A 16,205-nucleotide genomic window follows, 5' to 3' on the forward strand; every position below is an offset into this window, starting at 1 on the left:
CGGCTTCCCCGGAATCGCATTTTTAATTCTTAATTTTTCATTTTTAATTCCGTTGCTCGGGAAATCCCTGCGCCTTGAGCCGGATGTCCTGCCCGTCGGGCGTGACGAGGAAGCACCCGGTGGATTCGGGTGTGATGTGGCCGATGACGTCGACCAGCCCCAGCCGCATGACCTGCTCCTGCATGGAGAGCGGCACGGTGAAGAGCAGTTCGTAGTCCTCGCCGCCGTGGAGCGCCGCGACGACCGGGTCGGAGTGCATCTCCTCGGCCAGGGCCGTGGTCTGTTTGGCGATGGGAATCCGCTCCAGGTAGATGCGGGCACCGCATTTCGAGGAGCGGCAGAGCTGTAGCAGATCGCTCGAAAGCCCGTCCGAAAGGTCGATCATCGCCGTGGGCACGAATTTCTCCTCGGCCAGGGCGGCCAGGATGTCGGTGCGCGGGCGGGGCTTGAGGTATTTTTCCAACAGACATTCGTAGCCTGCGAATTGGGGCTCGGGGTTGTCCACGCCGGCAAGAACCCGCTTTTCGCGTTCGAGGAGCTGCAACCCCATATAAGCCGCTCCGACGTTGCCCGTCAGACAGATAAGGTCGTTCTGCTGTGCACCGCCGCGCCCGACGATTCGTTCCTCGGGTGCGTGGCCCACGGCTGTGACGCTGATGACCAGCCCCGTCATCGAAGCCCGCGTATCGCCGCCGACCACGTCGACGCCCAACTCCTTGCAGGCGAAACCGATGCCCTCGTAGAGGTCGTCCAGCGCCTCGACGGGCAGCTTGGCCGAGATGCCGAGCGAGACGAGCAGCTGCGACGGGGTGGCGTTCATGGCGAGAATATCGCTCACGGCGGCCGTTACAACCTTGTAACCCAAGTGCTTGAGCGGGAAATAGGTGAGGTCGAAGTCGATCCCCTCGAAAAACGAATCGGTCGAAAGAACCGTCCGCTCGCCGGACGGCGGAGCGAGCACCGCGCTGTCGTCGCCCGCACCGCGCAGGGTCGAAGCGTTGGAGGGTGCGAAGCGGGCGGTGAGCCGGTCGATCAGTCCGAATTCGCCCAATTCGGCGATTTCGGTGCGTTTTTTCTGCGCTGCCATTCCTTAAAATTTTTACAAAACTAACGAATCTTTCCATTTTCCCAAAAATTTGACGTACTTTTGTCGGGTCAAAAAAGGTATTGGCTATGATAAATATCGTCTTGTTCGGCGCTCCGGGCTGCGGCAAGGGGACGCAGGCTCAACGGCTCAAAGCGCACTACGGCATCGACCATGTTTCGACCGGCGAGGTCATCCGCGAACACATCCGCCGCGGCACGGAGCTGGGCCGCAGCATGGAATCGTGTATCGCCCAGGGCAAGCTGGCGCCCGATGAACTGGTGATCGGAATGATCGAGGAATATGTGGCTTCGCACAAGGAAGCGAAAGGCTGTATTTTTGACGGATTCCCGCGCACGACGGTGCAGGCCGAGGCGTTCGACCGGATTCTGGAGAAGCATGGACTGAAGGTCGACATCATGGTGGATATCCATGTGCCGGAGGAGGAGCTGATACGCCGTATCTTGCTGCGCGGCAAGGATTCGGGCCGTGCCGACGACGCGTCGGAAGAAGTGGTCCGGGGACGGCTGGAGGTCTACCACCAGCAGACCGCCGTGGTGTCGGACTACTATGCGGCGCAGGGCAAATATGCGTCGGTCAACGGCACAGGCACGATGGACGAGGTGTTCGGCCGCGTGGCGACCGTCATCGACGGGCTGGAGAAATAGATAGAATTTGTCCGCGAAGATAAAGGTCCCGAATTTTCGGGACCTTTTTTTGTCGGCTGGTTTTGTTGGCTGGCGGGGGCGTTGGGTTATTTTCATCTGCGGCGGCTGGGGCCGACGCATCTTCGATGCGGGCCGCCGCAGATGGCAACGCAAGCGGCAGTCTCTGGCCTCGCTGAACCGCAAAGTGTTTGACTTTGCTTGTGCTCGGCATAGCCTGCAAGCAGTCTCTGCCCTCGCTGAACCGCAAAGGTCACCTTTCACTTTCCACCTTTCACTTTGTTAAGTGCCGTTTGATCCACTCCAGCTGGTTGCGGCCGGTGGCTTCCGAAGTCCAGTGCTCGTTGACAGGAGTGAGCAGGGCCTCTTTGGGGCACGACAGCACGTTGTAGACCGCGTAGCTGGTGGTCGGCGGGCAGGTGTCGTCGTTGTAGCCCCAGGTCATGTAGACGGGCACCCGAATCAGCCGGGCGAAATTGACGACGTCGTAATAAGCCATCGTGCGCAGCTTGTCGGGCGTGTCCATCCCCGGGATTTTGGAGAAATGGGGGTAGCCGTCGCCCTCGCCGAGTTTGAAGCGGGCCATGTCGCTCAGGGCCGGATGGTTGGCCACGCAGGCCGTGATGCGCGGGTCGAGCGCGGTGGCGATGAGCGCCAGTGCACCGCCCTGACTGCCGCCCTGGGCAATCATGTTCCGGCCGTCCCATTCGGGCAGCGAAGCGAGCAGGTCGGCCGCACGCACGCAGGCGAGGTAGACGCGCTTCATGTAGTAGTTGTCGCGGTTGTCGAGCCCGTTGGTCAGATAGCCGTTGCTGCGGCCGTTGAAAGCGGCGCTGATTTCGCGGAAACGCTCCTCGGGCAGGTCGGGGTGCAGGCCGTGGATCTCGAACTCGAACCGGATGCAGCCCTGCTCGGCGTAGTACTTGTGGCGCAGGGGTTCCTTGATGGTCTTGATGCCGGCGCCCGGCGGCACGAGCACGGCAGGGCAGCTCCCGGGCCGGGCGTCCTTGGGCATGAACAGATAACCGTAGATGCTCTGTCCCTGCTTGTTGAGCTGCAATTTGACGAGGTAGCAGTCGATTTTGTCGGTGCAGTATTTTTCCGCCCGCTCTTTCGTATAGCGCAGGGGGAAAGCGGCGGCTTCCTCCTTGTTGTGTTCCCAGAACTCACGGAAATCGGCGGGCATGGCGGTATAGGGTTCGATTTTCTCGGGCGAGAACCCGACCTTGACATGGTGCCGGGTAGTCTGCCCGCCGACGGTGGCCGAAAGGCGGCAGTCGCGGAACCCGGGGCGCTTCATGGTGCCGACGGGGATGGCCGCCCGGCCGTTTTTGAGCACGACGCTGCCTTTTGTGTCGGCGGGCATCAGGTCGCCGCCCAGTTCGTAATGGACGGTGATGCCGTCCTGCGGAATGCCGTAGCGATAGAGCTGTACCTCGATGACAGCCTTTTCGCCCGTGCGGTAGAGCCAGTCGGCATGGTCGGGTTGTGCGACCCACAGCACGTCGCTGCGGTAGGGATAATTCTCGGCCTGCAATCCGAGCGGCAGGCAGAGGAGCGAAAGAAGCAATAGCAATTGTTGTTTCATAGGGTCGGGGTGTTTCGGTTGGGGTTGAGGGACGATACGAAAAGAGCCGCTCTGCGAGAGAACGGCTCCTGTGGAACTGAACGGCTACTGCTACAAGGCGTTCACATGCAGCTGCAAGGCGCTCTTGAGGTTGGCGGCCTTGTTCTTGTGCATGATGTTGTGCTTGGCGAGCTTGTCGAGCATCGAGGTGACCTTCGGAAGCAGGGCCTCGGCAGCGCTCTTCTCGGACGTCGTACGCAGGGCCTTCACGGCGTTGCGGGCCGTCTTGTGGAACAGACGGTTGTGGGCCCGCTTGGTTGCGGTCTGACGAATCCGTTTCTTCGATGACTTATGGTTTGCCATAATCCGTATAGTTTTATTTTTTTGACTTCTTGAGTAGCCCATAGCAGAATCGAACTGCTCTTTCAAGAATGAAAATCTTGCGTCCTAACCGATAGACGAATGGGCCTTTACCGCTATTTCCCGCCGTGTCGGAAGTACTTTAGCGGTGCAAAGGTAACTAAAAAAGTGAATCGACCAAAGAAAACGACGAAAAATGTTGCGAAAACTATGGTTCGTCGGTGCGAATCCGTCCGCAGAGGGGGTCGAAAGAGAGCCCGGCGCCTGCGAAAAGCCGCTCGATCAACCCGCTGGCGGCCATTTCGGCGGCGGGCAGATGGTGTAGGGCGGGGGTGTCGATGAGCAGGACCGAATCGCACAGCGAAAGGGCGATGTCGAGGTCGTGGGTCGAAAAGAGAATGCACCTGCCCTCGTCGTGGGCGAGCCGCCGGAGCAGCGACGCCAGCGCGTAGCGGTTGGGCAGGTCGAGAAACGCCGTGGGCTCGTCGAGGAGGATGACAGGGGTGTCCTGGGCCAGCGCCCGGGCGATCATGGCCCGCTGGCACTCGCCGTCGGAAAGGGTCTCCATCGGCTTGCGGGCGAGGTCGGCGATGCCGACCGTTTCCAGCGCGCGCCGGACGGCGGCCCGGTCGGTCTCCTGCATGCGCCCGAACCAATTGGTGTAGGGGGCGCGGCCGAGGGCGACCATATCCTCGCAGGCGAGGTTGGCGATGCGGACCTTGTCGGTGGCGACGAACGAAACGGTGGATGCCAATTGCCTGGGATTGAGCGCGGAAACCGGCGTGCCGCAGAGCCGGACCTCTCCGCCCTCAGCGGGCCGCAGCCCGGCGATGACCCGCAGCAGCGAACTTTTTCCGGTGCCGTTGCGGCCGATGAAAGCGGTGAGCGATGCGCGCGGAATCTCGGCCGAAACCTCTTCGAGCAGCACGCGCGGCCCGTAGGCCAGCCGGATATGATGCAAGGAAATACTCATCCGAAGAAACTGCGGTTGCGAACGACGACGAGGATGACGACCGGAATGCCCATCAGCGCGGTGATGCTGTTGATGGGCAGGGCCAGCGTTTTGGCCAGCAGGTCGCAGCCGAGCAGCAACGATGCGCCTGCGAGCATCGAGGCGGGCATCAGTGTGCGGTGGTCGGCGCGGCGGAACAGCATGCGCGCGATGTGGGGAACGGCCAGCCCGACGAAGCCGACGGGACCGCAGAACGCGGTGACGGTGCCGGCGAGCAGGATGGTGGAGAGGAAAATCAAGGCCCGTGCGCGCGGGATATGGAGCCCCATGGTGCGTGCGTAATTTTCGCCTAAGAGCAGGAGGTCGAGGGGCTTGATGACGAGGACCGCGAGCACGAGCCCGACACAGACGACGGGTGCGAGCAGGGCGAGCTGCGGCCCCGTGACGTCGCCGAGCGAGCCCATGGTCCAGACGACGAACGACTTGAGCGCGGCCTCGTTGGAGAGGTACTGCATGATTTCGACCACGGCGCCGATGCCCGAACCGAACATGATGCCGAGAATCAGAATCACCATGATGTCGTGGATGCGGCGGCTGACGGCCATGACGACGGCCAGCACGGCCGCCGACCCGAGCCAGGCCGCCCCGGCGACGCCGAGCGAGCGGACGGCCGAATGGCCCGCAATGCCCAGCAAAGGAGCGCCCAGGAGGAACAGCGCGACGCCGAGACTGGCCCCGGCGCTGACCCCGAGGACGTAGGGCCCGGCGAGCGGGTTGCGGAACAGGGTCTGCATCTGGAGCCCGGCCGCGGCGAGGGCGGCCCCGGCCAGCAAGGCGGTGGCGGCTTTCAAGAGCCTGATGTTTAGCACGATATTGCGAACGGTAGGGTCGGATTCGGCACCTGTAAGCGCACCCCACACCTCGCCGGGCGACAGAGCGACCGACCCCACGGCGAGGTCGGCGGCGAAGAGTGCCGCGGTGGCGAGGGCGAGCAGGACGAAGACCAAGGCCGAACGGGACATGCTACCGGAGCTGCTTGTAATAGGTGAGTGTATCGCAACCGAGCGCGGGGTGGAAAATGGCGGCGAGGTCGCGGAGAATGAGGTCGGGGTGGGTGGCGCCCGATTCCCAGAAATCGGACCCTCCGGCGAAGGTCTGCCGACGGTTGTTGTTGAAAACCTGTCTGTTGCGCACGACGGGCAGGTCGGCGAACTTCGGATTCTGCGCCTTGAGCTCGGCGAGCGAATTGCACCCGCCGACGTTGAGCCACACATCGGCGTCGGCTGCGAACAGATAAGCCTGCTCCATGTCGACGGGCCGCGAGGTGTTGCCGTCGTCGGAGACGGTGAAGGTGTCGCCCCCTGCATCGCGGATGAGCTGCACCATGTAATTGCGGGCGGGCGGCATGAACCACGTGTCGCGGTAGGGAGTGTTGAGCAGCACTTTGGGGAGCGTGACGACGTCGGGGTGCGCTTCGCCGACATGCGCGCGGACACGCTGTGCGACGGCGTTGTAACGCGCGGCGATGCCGTCGAAAACCTCCTTGCCGCGGTCGTGGCAACCGCACAGCTCGGCGGCGACCATCAACCATTCGGCCTTGCCCAAAGGCGAGGGTTCGAGGTAATCACCTATATATATATAGGGAATCTTCAGCTCGCGGAGCTTGCCGGTCAACACGCTGTTTTCGCCGTAGACGCCGTAGAGCAGAACGACATGGGGACGCATGGCGGCCAGCAACTCGAAATCGAGGTTGGTATCGTAGCCGATGTCGCGGACTTCGCCGCACAGACGATGCTCGCGGATGTAGGGGTTGGCGATGTAGTCGATGCCCGAAACGCCCTTGATGCGCCGGACCTCGCCGAGGGCGTCGAACAACGCCACGTGGCTGGAAGATAAGCAGACGACGCGCTGGACGGGAGCCTTGACTGCCTGCCCGTCGAACCCGGCGGGCACGGGGCTGTCGTCATGCAGAACGAGCAAATGCTGTTCCTCCTGCTCGGCGCCCTGCCACGGATTGCGGACGGTGACCAACGTGGTGCTGTCATGGGCGGTACCGCGGATGTCGAACCCCGTGGCGTAGGCGGGGGTATAGACTTCGCGGCAGAAATCGGCGGCGGAATAGTTTTTGCGGCCGCTGCATGCGGCGGCTGCGAGGGCTACGAGGACTGCCAGGAATATCTTCTGTGCTTTCATCGACTTCAAAAGTAGAAAAAATTCCGCATAAATTGTTGTTTTCTCAAAAATATGCTATATTTGCAGTCCCAAACCGAAAGGTTTCGGGTAATCGGGGCGTAGCTCAGTCCGGTTAGAGTACACGTCTGGGGGGCGTGTGGTCGCTGGTTCGAATCCAGTCACCCCGACAAGATCGAATGTGAAGTCTCTGCCTTATGGCAGAGACTTTTTTGTTGCCATGCGCGAAGAGAATCGGTTCGTATGCAGCGTGTCCGCAATGAAAAGTCCTGCGGAGCGGATCGCACCGGATCGTGTAATCCCGCAAAGAGGAATTCGGGAAAAGCACCACGGAGCAGCCTGTTCAGTCACTCCTTACAAGATGCAAAAACCCCGGCCTTATGACCGGGACTTGTGCTTGCGAAACGATTTTCTGTGAAGTGTTCCTGATTATTTATTATCCGCATAATCCATGAACAAGGCTTCTTTTGGAAAATTCTTGTGCAGCAGCGACTCGAACTGCCCGTATATAAATTCGTATCTACTTTTATAATCGGGGTACAAAATATCTGCAATGACAGCATCTTTCCGCATTTGATAGAGAGCCGGATATTGGACGGAATCCGTTTTGAATACGGATTCTACGGATTCCGGGATATCCAGATCGCCTATGTCGTAATTGATTCCGTCTTTGCGGATTTCCGTTATTTCAAATACGATGTTATAGTCTCGTTTGAATTCTGAAGATGTTGTGTATTTCAATCTTCGTTCGTCGCGATAGTCTGCTTCCCAATATCGTATTACGGTGGTGCTGAAAGGAGCGGTCGAAATACAGCTATGGCTTTCGGCGTATTGGACATCGTTGATTTTTGCAGAGTAACGATAGTTGAATCGTATCTGGTCGACTTTCCCTTTCAACGGGGTGAGCTTGAATGCGAAATTTACATTTTTGACATCGTAGCTATAAGAATAATATTCTTTGTCTATTGCCGAAAATTCGATTTTTACGAACCGATCGAGCGCATTGTCTTTCTTGTATTGTTCCCAATAACGGATAACGGAATCCGCTTTTGCCGCATGCATCCCGAATCGGTCGTCCCATTCTTGTTGCCACTGCCTGTATTTGGGATTCAGTTCGGATGTATCTCGTGAGAATTCGACCATGGAATATAATTTCCGGTAAGTAATGTCGTCGAATTTCGCTTTCTCGATTTCGTTGAATTGGCTGGTTTTTTCCTGCAATTCTTCGTAAAAGGACGTAAACAGGGAATCTTGTTTTATGATGCCTGCAAGCGTTTTTGTATCGAGGGGTTCAAAAATGGATGTATTGGGAATATTATTGCACGAACATATGAACAATCCGATTGCTGCTATCAGAGTAAAACGCGATTTCATCGTTGTCAGATTTTACGCTTAAAAACATAATTTATACATTGGGTCCGGGTGTTTTCTCTGATGCCGGTTACATATTCGGAGTTCCCGAAGTTGGGATGTACGGTTTCTGTAATCACGTAAACATCTACAAGTTCCCATCCGTCTTTGCCGAATATGTTCAGATCGTCGTTGGTTATTTCGTAGGTTCGGGGATGGTAGTCTGTCGATTTCGTGCCTTCTACTTTCACGATTTTGTATTCCCAGTTGTTGCTGCAGGCGACCAGTGAGAAAGCAGCAAATAGAGCCAGAGTAAGTTTTTTCATAATGAATGATTTTTTTTGTTTGATATACAAAGTTACGGAAAAATTTGATGATTGGGCTGATATATATTAAAATCAGACTTATTTGCCGATGCAGAACTTAGAGAAGATGTTGGAGAGGATGTTGTCGGGGATGATGGCGCCGATGCCGGTGATGGACGAGAGGGCGCGGATGACGGACCGGATTTCCTCGGCGAGGAGGTCGGAAGGGAGAGCGGATTGGAGCCCGAGGAGGGCGCGGTCGAGAGCGGCTGAAGCCTCGCTGAGAGCTTGGAAATGGCGGCTGTTGGAAACGACGGTATCGCCGTGGAAAAGCCCCTCGGTGTCGACGGCGCTGCGGAGCGCGCGGCATAACATGTCGACCCCGGAGCCGCTGAGGGCGGAAATGCCGATAACGTTGTCGGGCAGAACGAGCGTCGGAGCGGCGTCGGTTTTGTTGATGACGGTGAGGAGGGTCTGGTCTTCGCGGAGCGGGAAATCGGGGGCGGGGATCGCTTCTTTAAGGGTAGTTGCGTCGATCAGATGGATGACGATACGGGCTCGGGCGATGCTTGCGAGGGTGCGTTCGATGCCCATCCGTTCGAGCTGGTCGTCGGTGGTGCGGATGCCTGCCGTGTCGAGGAACCGGAACAGCACGCCGTCGATGCTGGCCTGTTCCTCGATGACGTCGCGCGTGGTGCCTGCGATGTCGGAGACCAGCGCCCGGTCGTCGTGCAGCAGTCGGTTCAGCAGGGTGGATTTGCCTGCGTTGGGCGCTCCGGCGATGGCCACGGCGACACCCTCTTTGAGGGCGTTGCCGAGCGAGAACGAATTGCGCAGCGTGTCGGTTTCGCGGCGGATGCTTTCCATCGTTCGGCGCAGTTCTTCGCGGTCGGCGAATTCGACGTCTTCTTCCGAAAAATCCAGCTCCAGCTCCAACAGCGACGCGAGGTCGAGCAATTTTTGGCGCAGGCCTTCGAGGGCTGCGGAGTAGCCGCCGCGCATCTGTCCGGTGGCGAGTGCATGGGCTGCACGCGACGAGGAGGCGATGAGGTCGGCGACCGCTTCGGCCTGCGACAAATCGAGTTTCCCGGCCAGGTAGGCGCGGATGGTGAACTCGCCGGGCTCGGCCATGCGGGCTCCGGCAGCTTGTGCAAGCCGCAGGATTTCGGAGACGATGTAGGCGGAGCCGTGGCAGGAAATCTCGACCGAATCCTCCCCGGTGTAGGAATGCGGCGCGCGGAAGACGGTAGCGAGCACGTCGTCGATGGTCCGTTCGCCGTCCATGATGCGTCCGTAGTGGACGGTGTAGCCCTGGGCTTGGGAAAGGGGAGCAGCCCCCCGGAACAGCCGGTCGCAGAGCGCCGGCGCATCGGGGCCGCTGAACCGGACGACGGCGATGGCTCCGCCCGCCGCGGTGGCCGGGGCGACGATGGTGGGCTCCCCGCGGGTCATGGTCAGCGCCGCTCGATGATGAGTTTCTGGCCGATGCGCAGCCTATTGGCGTTCTTGAGCTTGTTGGAACGCATGATTTGGGCCGTGGAAATGTGGTATTTGTGGGCGATGCCGCTGAGGGTTTCGCCGCTGCGGACCGTGTGGATGGTGTTGCCCATCTCCGCGCGCTTCTTGTCGATGTTGGCCGGGTTGATGTACTCCTTGAGATAGGTGGAGTCCTTGGCCATGATTTCCTGCTCGTGGGCGATATACTGGGCCACCTTGCGCTGCGGCAGGACGAGCGTGTAGGTCTTGGTCGTGGCGGGGATGATGTCGAGCTTGTATTGCGGATTGAGCTGGCGCAGGGTTTCCATCGGGATGTCGATTGTCGACGCGATCTGTTCGAGGTGCATCAGGCGGTTGATGCGAATCGTGTCGACCGACAGCGGAATGGGGGCCGCTTCGGGCTCGATGCCGTGGTTGCGGTGGTAGGAATAGGCATAGGAGGCGCCGATGAACGCCGGAACGTAGCCGCGGGTCTCGCGCGGCAGAAAGTCGTAGATGTCCCAGAACGAACGGCTCTCTCCGCCCGCACGGGCCAGCGCCTTGTTGACGTTGCCGGGACCGCAGTTGTAGGCCGCGATGGCCAGCGACCACTCCTTATAGATGCGATAGAGGTCTTTCAGATAGCGGCAGGCGGCCTTGGTCGAAAGGATGGGGTCGCAGCGTTCGTCGACCAGCGAATTGACTTCGAGCCCGTAGCTGCGTCCGGTGGAGGGCATGAACTGCCACAGCCCGGCGGCTCCGGCGTGGGAAATGGCCGTGGACGAAAGTCCCGATTCGATGATGGGCAGGGCGCGCAGTTCGACGGGCAGCCCTTCCTTGATGAGTTCGTCCTCGATGAGCGGGAAATAGTATTGCGACATGCCGAGGATGCGGCCGATGGTCGAACCTCCGGATGCGACGTAGCGGTTGATGTAGCTCCTCACGATGCTGTTGTAGGGGAGCTGGATGGGCGATGCGAGGGCCCGCAGGCGTCCGGTGTAGACCGAATCGGGGACGCTGCTTTCGGCGGGGAGCGAATCGACCAGCACATAGGTGTTGAAGAATTCGCGGAACGCCTCGCTGCGTTGCCGTTCGCGCCATTCGGCCACGAGCGAATCGACCTGCTCGGCGGAGAGCTCCGGAATCACGCAGGCGGGTTCGGGCTCCGGGGTGCTGTCGGCCGCGGTTTCGGCGGCCTGGGGGGCGCTTTGGGGCTGTACGGGTTCTTCGAGCTGCCATTCCTCGGCTCCGGTCTCGGTCTCGGCGGCCTGCGCGGCAGGGCGGAGGTTGCGCGGCTTGCGGTCGAGGGCGGCGGCCTGTGCGGCACACAGGCAGAACAGCAGCAGTACGGTCAGTCTTTTCATGGTCAGAATTTAAGGCTCATGTTGAATCCGAAAACGGGTCGGTTGCCTCCGGCCCCGGGCACGTAGGCGTAGTCCACGAGCGGTTCGAGGTTCATGGAGAGGTCGTCCGAAATATCGTAGTCCTTCAGATGGGCGTCGACGTGGGCGTCGATGATCTGAAGCGCATAGAGCGCCCCCGTGATGATGATGCAGAGGTCGCGGTTGCGCCGGTAGTTGTTGCGCAGGTTGAGGATGAACGACGCCGAGTAGCGGCCGTGGAACTCGTCGGTCGGGCCGTCGGGATAGTTCTCGGGGTGGGCGTCGTAGTCGCTGATGAGGTTGTAGGCCTTCTTGAAACGCTGGTAGCCGCGGTTGTTCCAGTCGATGCAGTAAATCAGCGAGGCGAAGCCGCCCACGACGAAAGGCACCTTCCAGTAGCTTTTGTTGTAGATTTGTCCGGCGCCGGGGAAGATGCAGGCCAGCGTCGTGGCTTTCTTGACGTGCGAAACGTCGTTGGTGGAGTAGTTGACCGCCGCGTCGCCGATGAAATAGACGTAGGAGGCGATGGTAAGACCCAGGTACACCTGCCGCCGGGTGTTGCTGCGAATCATCTTCGATTGCAGGGTGTTGAGCTCGGGCGTGCGGCTCAGGCCCCGGTCGGTCAGCGCGTCGTACTGGCGTTTGAGCGGCCGATAGGTGCTGTTTTCGTGGAAGAAAAGGGCCAGCCCCGTGCCGACGGTGCCGTAGAGGATGGGCAGTTTCCAATATTGTTTGTTGTAGACCTGGCCGTAGCCCGGCAGGACGGTCGAGAGCCAGCATACCTTGGAGAGCGACATGGAATCGCTCATGAACCACCCCTTGCGATAGGGACGGGCCGGGAGTCCGGCGGTATCGGTCTTTTCGGCGCCGGCTTCCGCGAACGCACCGCCCGATGCGATCCGTGCGGCGGCGATGGAATCGAGCGTGAACAGGTCGTCGGTGCGCAGTTCGGTCAGCCGGATCGAATCGGCCCGGAACTCGGCATCGAACAGCGAATCGAGTTCGGCGGCAAAGGCCGCGTCGGCGAGCGAATCGGCCCTGAGCTTCAGCGAATCGGTCCGGGGCATCGTTCCTCCGCGCACGACGGTGCGGGCACCGCGGCGCAGCTGGGCGTCGGCGGGCGTCCACAGGGCCAGTGCGGCCAGCAGGAGGAGCAGTCGGAACCGGATTCGGGCCATGGGCTCAGGAGCGGGCGGAAAAACGTTCGATGAAACGCTCGATGTCCTTGTCGTCGGCGAATCCGATGGTAATCTTGCCGCCGCCGTTCTTCGAGCGCTTGATGGAAATCTCCTGCGAGAAGAATTTTTCGAGTTGCTCGACGAGCCGCGAATAGGTTTCGGGGTACTCCTCGTCGTCGGCATTGGCCGCGGCCGGGGCGGGCTGCTCGGTGAGCGCGCGGACGAGTTCTTCGGCCTGCCGTACCGAAAGGGCTTTCTTGACGCACTTTTTCAGCATGCGCACCTGCTCCTCGGCGGGGGCTCCGGCGATGGCCTTGGCGTGGCCCATGGAAATCAGCCCTTCCTTGAGCGCCAGCTGCACCTCGTCGGGGAGCTTCAGCAGCCGCAGGTAGTTGGAGACCGACGAACGCTTCTTGCCGACCTTTTCCGAAAGGGCGTCCTGCGTGAGGTGGCATTCGTCGATGAGCCGCTGCATGCCGAGGGCGATTTCGATGGCGTTGAGGTCCTGCCGCTGGATGTTCTCGACGAGGGCCATGGCGTGGAGATTTTCGTCGTCGACCTCGCGGATGTAGGCGGGCAGGGTCCGGAGGTCGGCACGCTGGGCCGCGCGCCAGCGGCGTTCGCCGCTGATAATGATATATTTGCCGTTGTCGGACTTCTTGACCGTGACGGGCTGGATGACGCCCAACTGGCGGATCGAATCGGCCAGTTCGTCGAGCGCCTCCTCGTCGAACTGCGTGCGCGGCTGCGTGGGGTTGGGGATGATGTCGGCGATGTCGATTTCGGCCATCCGGCTCATGGGCTTGACGCGGGCGTCGAGGGCGTCGGCGCCGAAGATGGCGTCCAGGCCGCGGCCCAATCCTTTTTGCTGTTTCATGGGGTTGCTATAACGTTTTAGCCGTTGTTCTTGTTGCGTTTGAGGAACTCGCGGGCCAGGCTGAGGTAGTTTTCCGAGCCGATGGCCGTGGCGTCGTACAGCATGACGGGCTTGCCGTGCGAGGGCGCCTCGCCCAACCGGATGTTGCGCTGGATGATGGTGTCGTAGGCCAGTTCGCCGAAGTGCTCGCGGACCTCGGTGACGACCTGGTTGTTGAGCCGGTTGCGCATGTACATGGTCAGCAGGAAGCCCTCGATGCGGAGCGCGGGGTTGAGCGAACCCTGCACCTTGCGGATGGTGGCCAGCAGCTTGGAGAGCCCTTCGAGCGCCAGGTACTCGCACTGCACGGGGATGAGCACCGTGTCGGCCGCGGTGAGGATGTTGACCGTCGTGTAGCCCAGCGAGGGCGAGCAGTCGATGAAGATGTAGTCGAAGCGGTCGCGGACCGAATCGACGATGCGCCTGAGCACGTGGTGGGCATCCTCCATCTTGGGCAGTTCGGCGTCGGCGGCCACCAGGTCGATGGACGAGGGCAGCAGCCAGAGGTTCTTCACGTCGGGGCTTTCGAGCAGCAGCTCGGAAGCCTGCCGGGCCCCCGAAATACACTCGTAGATGCCTTCGAGGTTGATGTCGAAGCCCAGGCCCGAAGTGGCGTTGGCCTGCGGATCGGCGTCGAGCAGCAATACTTTCTGCCCCAGGAGGGCCAGCGAAGCCGCCAGATTGATGGCCGTGGTGGTCTTGCCCACACCGCCTTTCTGGTTGGCCAGTGCGATAACTTTTGCCATGTTGCAATGGGTTTATAAGCGGACAAATTTAATGAAATTAAATCGAAATCCGCAACCGTTGCCGAAAATTGATTACCTTTGTAGAAGATAAACTGCGCCGCGGCAAAAACCGAACAGGTTCGGGACTGCTCCCGGCCCGACTATCTTTGCAGGAAATCAAGGAAGTCGCAAAATTTCGTAACGCATTGCTTATGACTGACCAAAACCGACAGCCGGAGGCCGGAGGAGCCTTTCCGGTACTCGCCCCCAAGAAACGGTTTCCCGGTGTGGGCGATTTGTTCGCCATGCTGGGCATCGTGCTGGGCATGCAGGTCGTTGCCGGGGTCGTGCTGACCGTCGGATTTACCTTGGCAGGCTGGGTTCCCGGCCGGCTGAATCCTGCACAGCAGGGTGTTTTCACCGCACTCGCCTATGTGCTGTCGATGCTCCCGGCCTATCTGGCCGTAATCTGGTATCGGCGCATGCGCGGGGGTGGCGGGCCGCTCGGGCGTTTTGCGGTCCGGGGGCTGAATCCCGTGTTGCTGCTGTGGGCGTTCGTCTTCATGATGGCGGCAGGCGTGGTCTGCGAACCGCTGCTTTCGTGGCTGCCGGCTCCGGGCGACCTCGATTACGGTACGGGTCTTTGGGCCGTGCTGACGCTGGTCGTGGCGGCTCCGGTGCTCGAAGAGCTGCTGTGCCGCGGGCTGGTGCTGGAGTCGCTGCGTACGCGTTTCGGCGTGGTGGCGGCGTGGTTGCTGTCGTCGCTCTTTTTCGGGGTGCTGCACCTCCAGCCCATGCTGGTGGTCAACGCCTTCATCATCGGGCTGATTCTCGGCTATATTTATATGGTCACCGATTCGCTGTGGGCGTCGATGATTCTCCATGCGCTCAACAACGGCATCGCCTATCTGATGATGACGAGCGGGCGCGGCGACCTGCTGCTGACCGACATGATCGGCAACCGGACCCTCTACTGGAGTATCTATATAGGTGCGGCGGCCGTCACCCTCGTTTCGGGCTGGATGGTGTGGCGGACGCTGCGGCGGCTCAAGGACCGGGCGGAAAATCCGGTGTTGGAGTAATAAACGGGACTTTCCGGCGTTAATGTTTGGGAAAAAGCCTATTTTTGCAACTTGAAACTATGATGAATTGGCGTAAGAAGATAGGGATTGCCGCCGGGCTGCTGGCGCTGGCGGCGTGTCAGGAACTGCCTGCCTACCTGAACAAGGATACCTTGCTCGCGCGTGCCGGAGGCAAGGAACTGCGGCAGAGCAACGTGCAGTCGGTGGTTCCCGCGGGGGTCACGGGCGACGACAGCGTGGCGTTTCTGGAGGTCTATGTGGATCGGTGGGTGCGCAAGCAGCTCAAAATCAAGGAGGCCGAAGTGCTCTTTTCCTCCTCGGTCGAGGACATCGACCGGATGGTCGAGGAATACCGGCAGGCACTGCTGATCCGCAAGCTGGAACAGCACTACGTCGACAACGGGGTCGATACGACTTTCACCGACGACGAAATCGCGGCCTATTACAATTCGCACAAGGGCGATTTCAAGCTGGAACACCCGGTGGTCAAGGGACGCATCGTCCGCTTCCCCGAGAACTTCCGGCAGGCCCGCCGCCTGCGCGAGGCGATGGCTTCGCCGTCCGATGCCGACCAGCGCGACTTCACGGCTTTCTGCCGTAAGAACGGGCTTATGGTCAACGACTTCCGCGACCGCTGGACCGACTTTTCGGAGTTTCTGAGCTACCTGCCCACGCTCAAGTCGCAGAACTACAATTCGATGCTCTCCTCGTCGTCGGTGCAGGAGATGCGCGACAACAATTCGCACTATTATTTCCGCATCGTCGACGTCCGGCGCCCGGGCGACCCCATTCCGCTGGAGCGGCTGCGGCCCACGATTCGCCGCATTCTGTTCAACCAGCGGCAGGGCGAGACCATCCGCCGCCAGGAGGAGGACCTCTACAACCGTTCGCTTGAAAGCGGCGAGGTGGAGATTTACGGGCGTCAGAAACCCGAGGACGAAGCGGCAGAGAACGAATAGAGAATATGGCCTTT

Annotated in this window: 16 protein-coding genes and 2 tRNA genes; 4 read left to right on the plus strand and 14 right to left on the minus strand. The window is 60.3% G+C overall.

Translation table 11 applies throughout. The features are described from left to right. Positions 1–43: 43 nt before the first annotated feature. Positions 44–1,087: a thiamine-phosphate kinase gene (gene thiL, locus QVG21_RS07750; protein ID WP_287923781.1), complete on the minus strand. Its 1,044-nt coding sequence runs from the start codon at positions 1,085–1,087 to the stop codon at positions 44–46. A gap of 86 nt (positions 1,088–1,173) precedes the next feature. Between thiL and QVG21_RS07755 the strand changes: the two genes are divergently transcribed. Next, a complete protein-coding gene (locus QVG21_RS07755) occupies positions 1,174–1,752 on the plus strand; it encodes an adenylate kinase (protein ID WP_287923782.1) in 579 nt (192 codons plus the stop codon). Positions 1,753–2,023: 271 nt separating this feature from the next. On the opposite strand, the gene QVG21_RS07760 is transcribed toward QVG21_RS07755, so the two are convergent. The 6 genes from QVG21_RS07760 to QVG21_RS07785 form a co-directional block, all read right to left on the minus strand. Beyond that, positions 2,024–3,337 (minus strand): acetylxylan esterase, encoded by a 1,314-nt coding sequence (locus QVG21_RS07760; RefSeq protein WP_287923783.1) that lies wholly within the window; start codon positions 3,335–3,337, stop codon positions 2,024–2,026. A 90-nt stretch (positions 3,338–3,427) separates the two neighbouring features. Next, positions 3,428–3,679, minus strand: a complete 252-nt coding sequence (rpsT, locus tag QVG21_RS07765) for a 30S ribosomal protein S20 (protein ID WP_251214276.1) — start codon at positions 3,677–3,679, stop codon at positions 3,428–3,430. Positions 3,680–3,713: 34 nt separating this feature from the next. Further along, a tRNA-Glu gene (locus tag QVG21_RS07770) sits at positions 3,714–3,785 on the minus strand. 99 nt (positions 3,786–3,884) lie between these two features. Further along, complete coding sequence (locus QVG21_RS07775) at positions 3,885–4,649, minus strand: ABC transporter ATP-binding protein (protein WP_287923785.1); 765 nt, start codon at positions 4,647–4,649, stop codon at positions 3,885–3,887. Beyond that, complete coding sequence (locus QVG21_RS07780; protein ID WP_287923787.1) at positions 4,646–5,650, minus strand: FecCD family ABC transporter permease; 1,005 nt, start codon at positions 5,648–5,650, stop codon at positions 4,646–4,648. Before QVG21_RS07780 ends, QVG21_RS07775 begins: the two co-directional genes overlap by 4 nt. A gap of 1 nt (position 5,651) precedes the next feature. Next, on the minus strand, positions 5,652–6,821 hold the full coding sequence (locus tag QVG21_RS07785) for an ABC transporter substrate-binding protein (protein WP_287923789.1): 1,170 nt from the start codon (positions 6,819–6,821) through the stop codon (positions 5,652–5,654). Between the two features lie 92 nt (positions 6,822–6,913). Here QVG21_RS07785 and QVG21_RS07790 point away from each other — a divergent pair. After that, positions 6,914–6,988 (plus strand) — tRNA-Pro (locus QVG21_RS07790). A 259-nt stretch (positions 6,989–7,247) separates the two neighbouring features. On the opposite strand, the gene QVG21_RS07795 is transcribed toward QVG21_RS07790, so the two are convergent. From QVG21_RS07795 to QVG21_RS07825, 7 genes are all read right to left on the minus strand, one after another. Beyond that, on the minus strand, positions 7,248–8,192 hold the full coding sequence (locus QVG21_RS07795; protein WP_287923791.1) for a hypothetical protein: 945 nt from the start codon (positions 8,190–8,192) through the stop codon (positions 7,248–7,250). Positions 8,193–8,197: 5 nt separating this feature from the next. After that, positions 8,198–8,494 (minus strand): DUF4177 domain-containing protein, encoded by a 297-nt coding sequence (locus QVG21_RS07800; RefSeq protein WP_287923793.1) that lies wholly within the window; start codon positions 8,492–8,494, stop codon positions 8,198–8,200. Between the two features lie 78 nt (positions 8,495–8,572). After that, positions 8,573–9,925, minus strand: a complete 1,353-nt coding sequence (gene mnmE, locus QVG21_RS07805; protein WP_287923795.1) for a tRNA uridine-5-carboxymethylaminomethyl(34) synthesis GTPase MnmE — start codon at positions 9,923–9,925, stop codon at positions 8,573–8,575. Positions 9,926–9,927: 2 nt separating this feature from the next. Further along, positions 9,928–11,313: a lytic transglycosylase domain-containing protein gene (locus QVG21_RS07810; RefSeq protein WP_287923797.1), complete on the minus strand. Its 1,386-nt coding sequence runs from the start codon at positions 11,311–11,313 to the stop codon at positions 9,928–9,930. A gap of 2 nt (positions 11,314–11,315) precedes the next feature. Further along, positions 11,316–12,509: a DUF5683 domain-containing protein gene (locus tag QVG21_RS07815; protein WP_287923799.1), complete on the minus strand. Its 1,194-nt coding sequence runs from the start codon at positions 12,507–12,509 to the stop codon at positions 11,316–11,318. Between the two features lie 4 nt (positions 12,510–12,513). Continuing rightward, the gene (locus QVG21_RS07820) at positions 12,514–13,386 is read right to left on the minus strand and encodes a ParB/RepB/Spo0J family partition protein (protein WP_287923800.1); all 873 of its coding nucleotides are present in this window, start codon (positions 13,384–13,386) and stop codon (positions 12,514–12,516) included. A gap of 17 nt (positions 13,387–13,403) precedes the next feature. Beyond that, positions 13,404–14,171 (minus strand): ParA family protein, encoded by a 768-nt coding sequence (locus tag QVG21_RS07825; RefSeq protein WP_251214290.1) that lies wholly within the window; start codon positions 14,169–14,171, stop codon positions 13,404–13,406. Between the two features lie 191 nt (positions 14,172–14,362). On the opposite strand from QVG21_RS07825, the gene QVG21_RS07830 reads away from it, so the two are divergent. Both QVG21_RS07830 and QVG21_RS07835 read left to right on the plus strand, forming a co-directional pair. After that, a complete protein-coding gene (locus QVG21_RS07830) occupies positions 14,363–15,232 on the plus strand; it encodes a CPBP family intramembrane glutamic endopeptidase (protein ID WP_287923802.1) in 870 nt (289 codons plus the stop codon). Between the two features lie 59 nt (positions 15,233–15,291). Beyond that, the gene (locus tag QVG21_RS07835; RefSeq protein WP_321571061.1) at positions 15,292–16,191 is read left to right on the plus strand and encodes a hypothetical protein; all 900 of its coding nucleotides are present in this window, start codon (positions 15,292–15,294) and stop codon (positions 16,189–16,191) included. Positions 16,192–16,205 lie beyond the last annotated feature (14 nt).

Source organism: Alistipes sp. UBA6068 (assembly GCF_949428155.1).
Taxonomy (GTDB): Bacteria; Bacteroidota; Bacteroidia; order Bacteroidales; family Rikenellaceae; genus Alistipes; species Alistipes muris.

Bases quoted from the DNA above. Each gene is read 5' to 3' on its own strand.
- thiL (WP_287923781.1), bottom strand. From the start codon at position 1,087: ATGGCAGCGCAGAAAAAACGCACCGAAATCGCCGAATTGGGCGAATTC.
- QVG21_RS07755 (WP_287923782.1), top strand. From the start codon at position 1,174: ATGATAAATATCGTCTTGTTCGGCGCTCCGGGCTGCGGCAAGGGGACG.
- QVG21_RS07760 (WP_287923783.1), bottom strand. From the start codon at position 3,337: ATGAAACAACAATTGCTATTGCTTCTTTCGCTCCTCTGCCTGCCGCTC.
- rpsT (WP_251214276.1), bottom strand. From the start codon at position 3,679: ATGGCAAACCATAAGTCATCGAAGAAACGGATTCGTCAGACCGCAACC.
- QVG21_RS07775 (WP_287923785.1), bottom strand. From the start codon at position 4,649: ATGAGTATTTCCTTGCATCATATCCGGCTGGCCTACGGGCCGCGCGTG.
- QVG21_RS07780 (WP_287923787.1), bottom strand. From the start codon at position 5,650: ATGTCCCGTTCGGCCTTGGTCTTCGTCCTGCTCGCCCTCGCCACCGCG.
- QVG21_RS07785 (WP_287923789.1), bottom strand. From the start codon at position 6,821: ATGAAAGCACAGAAGATATTCCTGGCAGTCCTCGTAGCCCTCGCAGCC.
- QVG21_RS07795 (WP_287923791.1), bottom strand. From the start codon at position 8,192: ATGAAATCGCGTTTTACTCTGATAGCAGCAATCGGATTGTTCATATGT.
- QVG21_RS07800 (WP_287923793.1), bottom strand. From the start codon at position 8,494: ATGAAAAAACTTACTCTGGCTCTATTTGCTGCTTTCTCACTGGTCGCC.
- mnmE (WP_287923795.1), bottom strand. From the start codon at position 9,925: ATGACCCGCGGGGAGCCCACCATCGTCGCCCCGGCCACCGCGGCGGGC.
- QVG21_RS07810 (WP_287923797.1), bottom strand. From the start codon at position 11,313: ATGAAAAGACTGACCGTACTGCTGCTGTTCTGCCTGTGTGCCGCACAG.
- QVG21_RS07815 (WP_287923799.1), bottom strand. From the start codon at position 12,509: ATGGCCCGAATCCGGTTCCGACTGCTCCTCCTGCTGGCCGCACTGGCC.
- QVG21_RS07820 (WP_287923800.1), bottom strand. From the start codon at position 13,386: ATGAAACAGCAAAAAGGATTGGGCCGCGGCCTGGACGCCATCTTCGGC.
- QVG21_RS07825 (WP_251214290.1), bottom strand. From the start codon at position 14,171: ATGGCAAAAGTTATCGCACTGGCCAACCAGAAAGGCGGTGTGGGCAAG.
- QVG21_RS07830 (WP_287923802.1), top strand. From the start codon at position 14,363: ATGACTGACCAAAACCGACAGCCGGAGGCCGGAGGAGCCTTTCCGGTA.
- QVG21_RS07835 (WP_321571061.1), top strand. From the start codon at position 15,292: ATGATGAATTGGCGTAAGAAGATAGGGATTGCCGCCGGGCTGCTGGCG.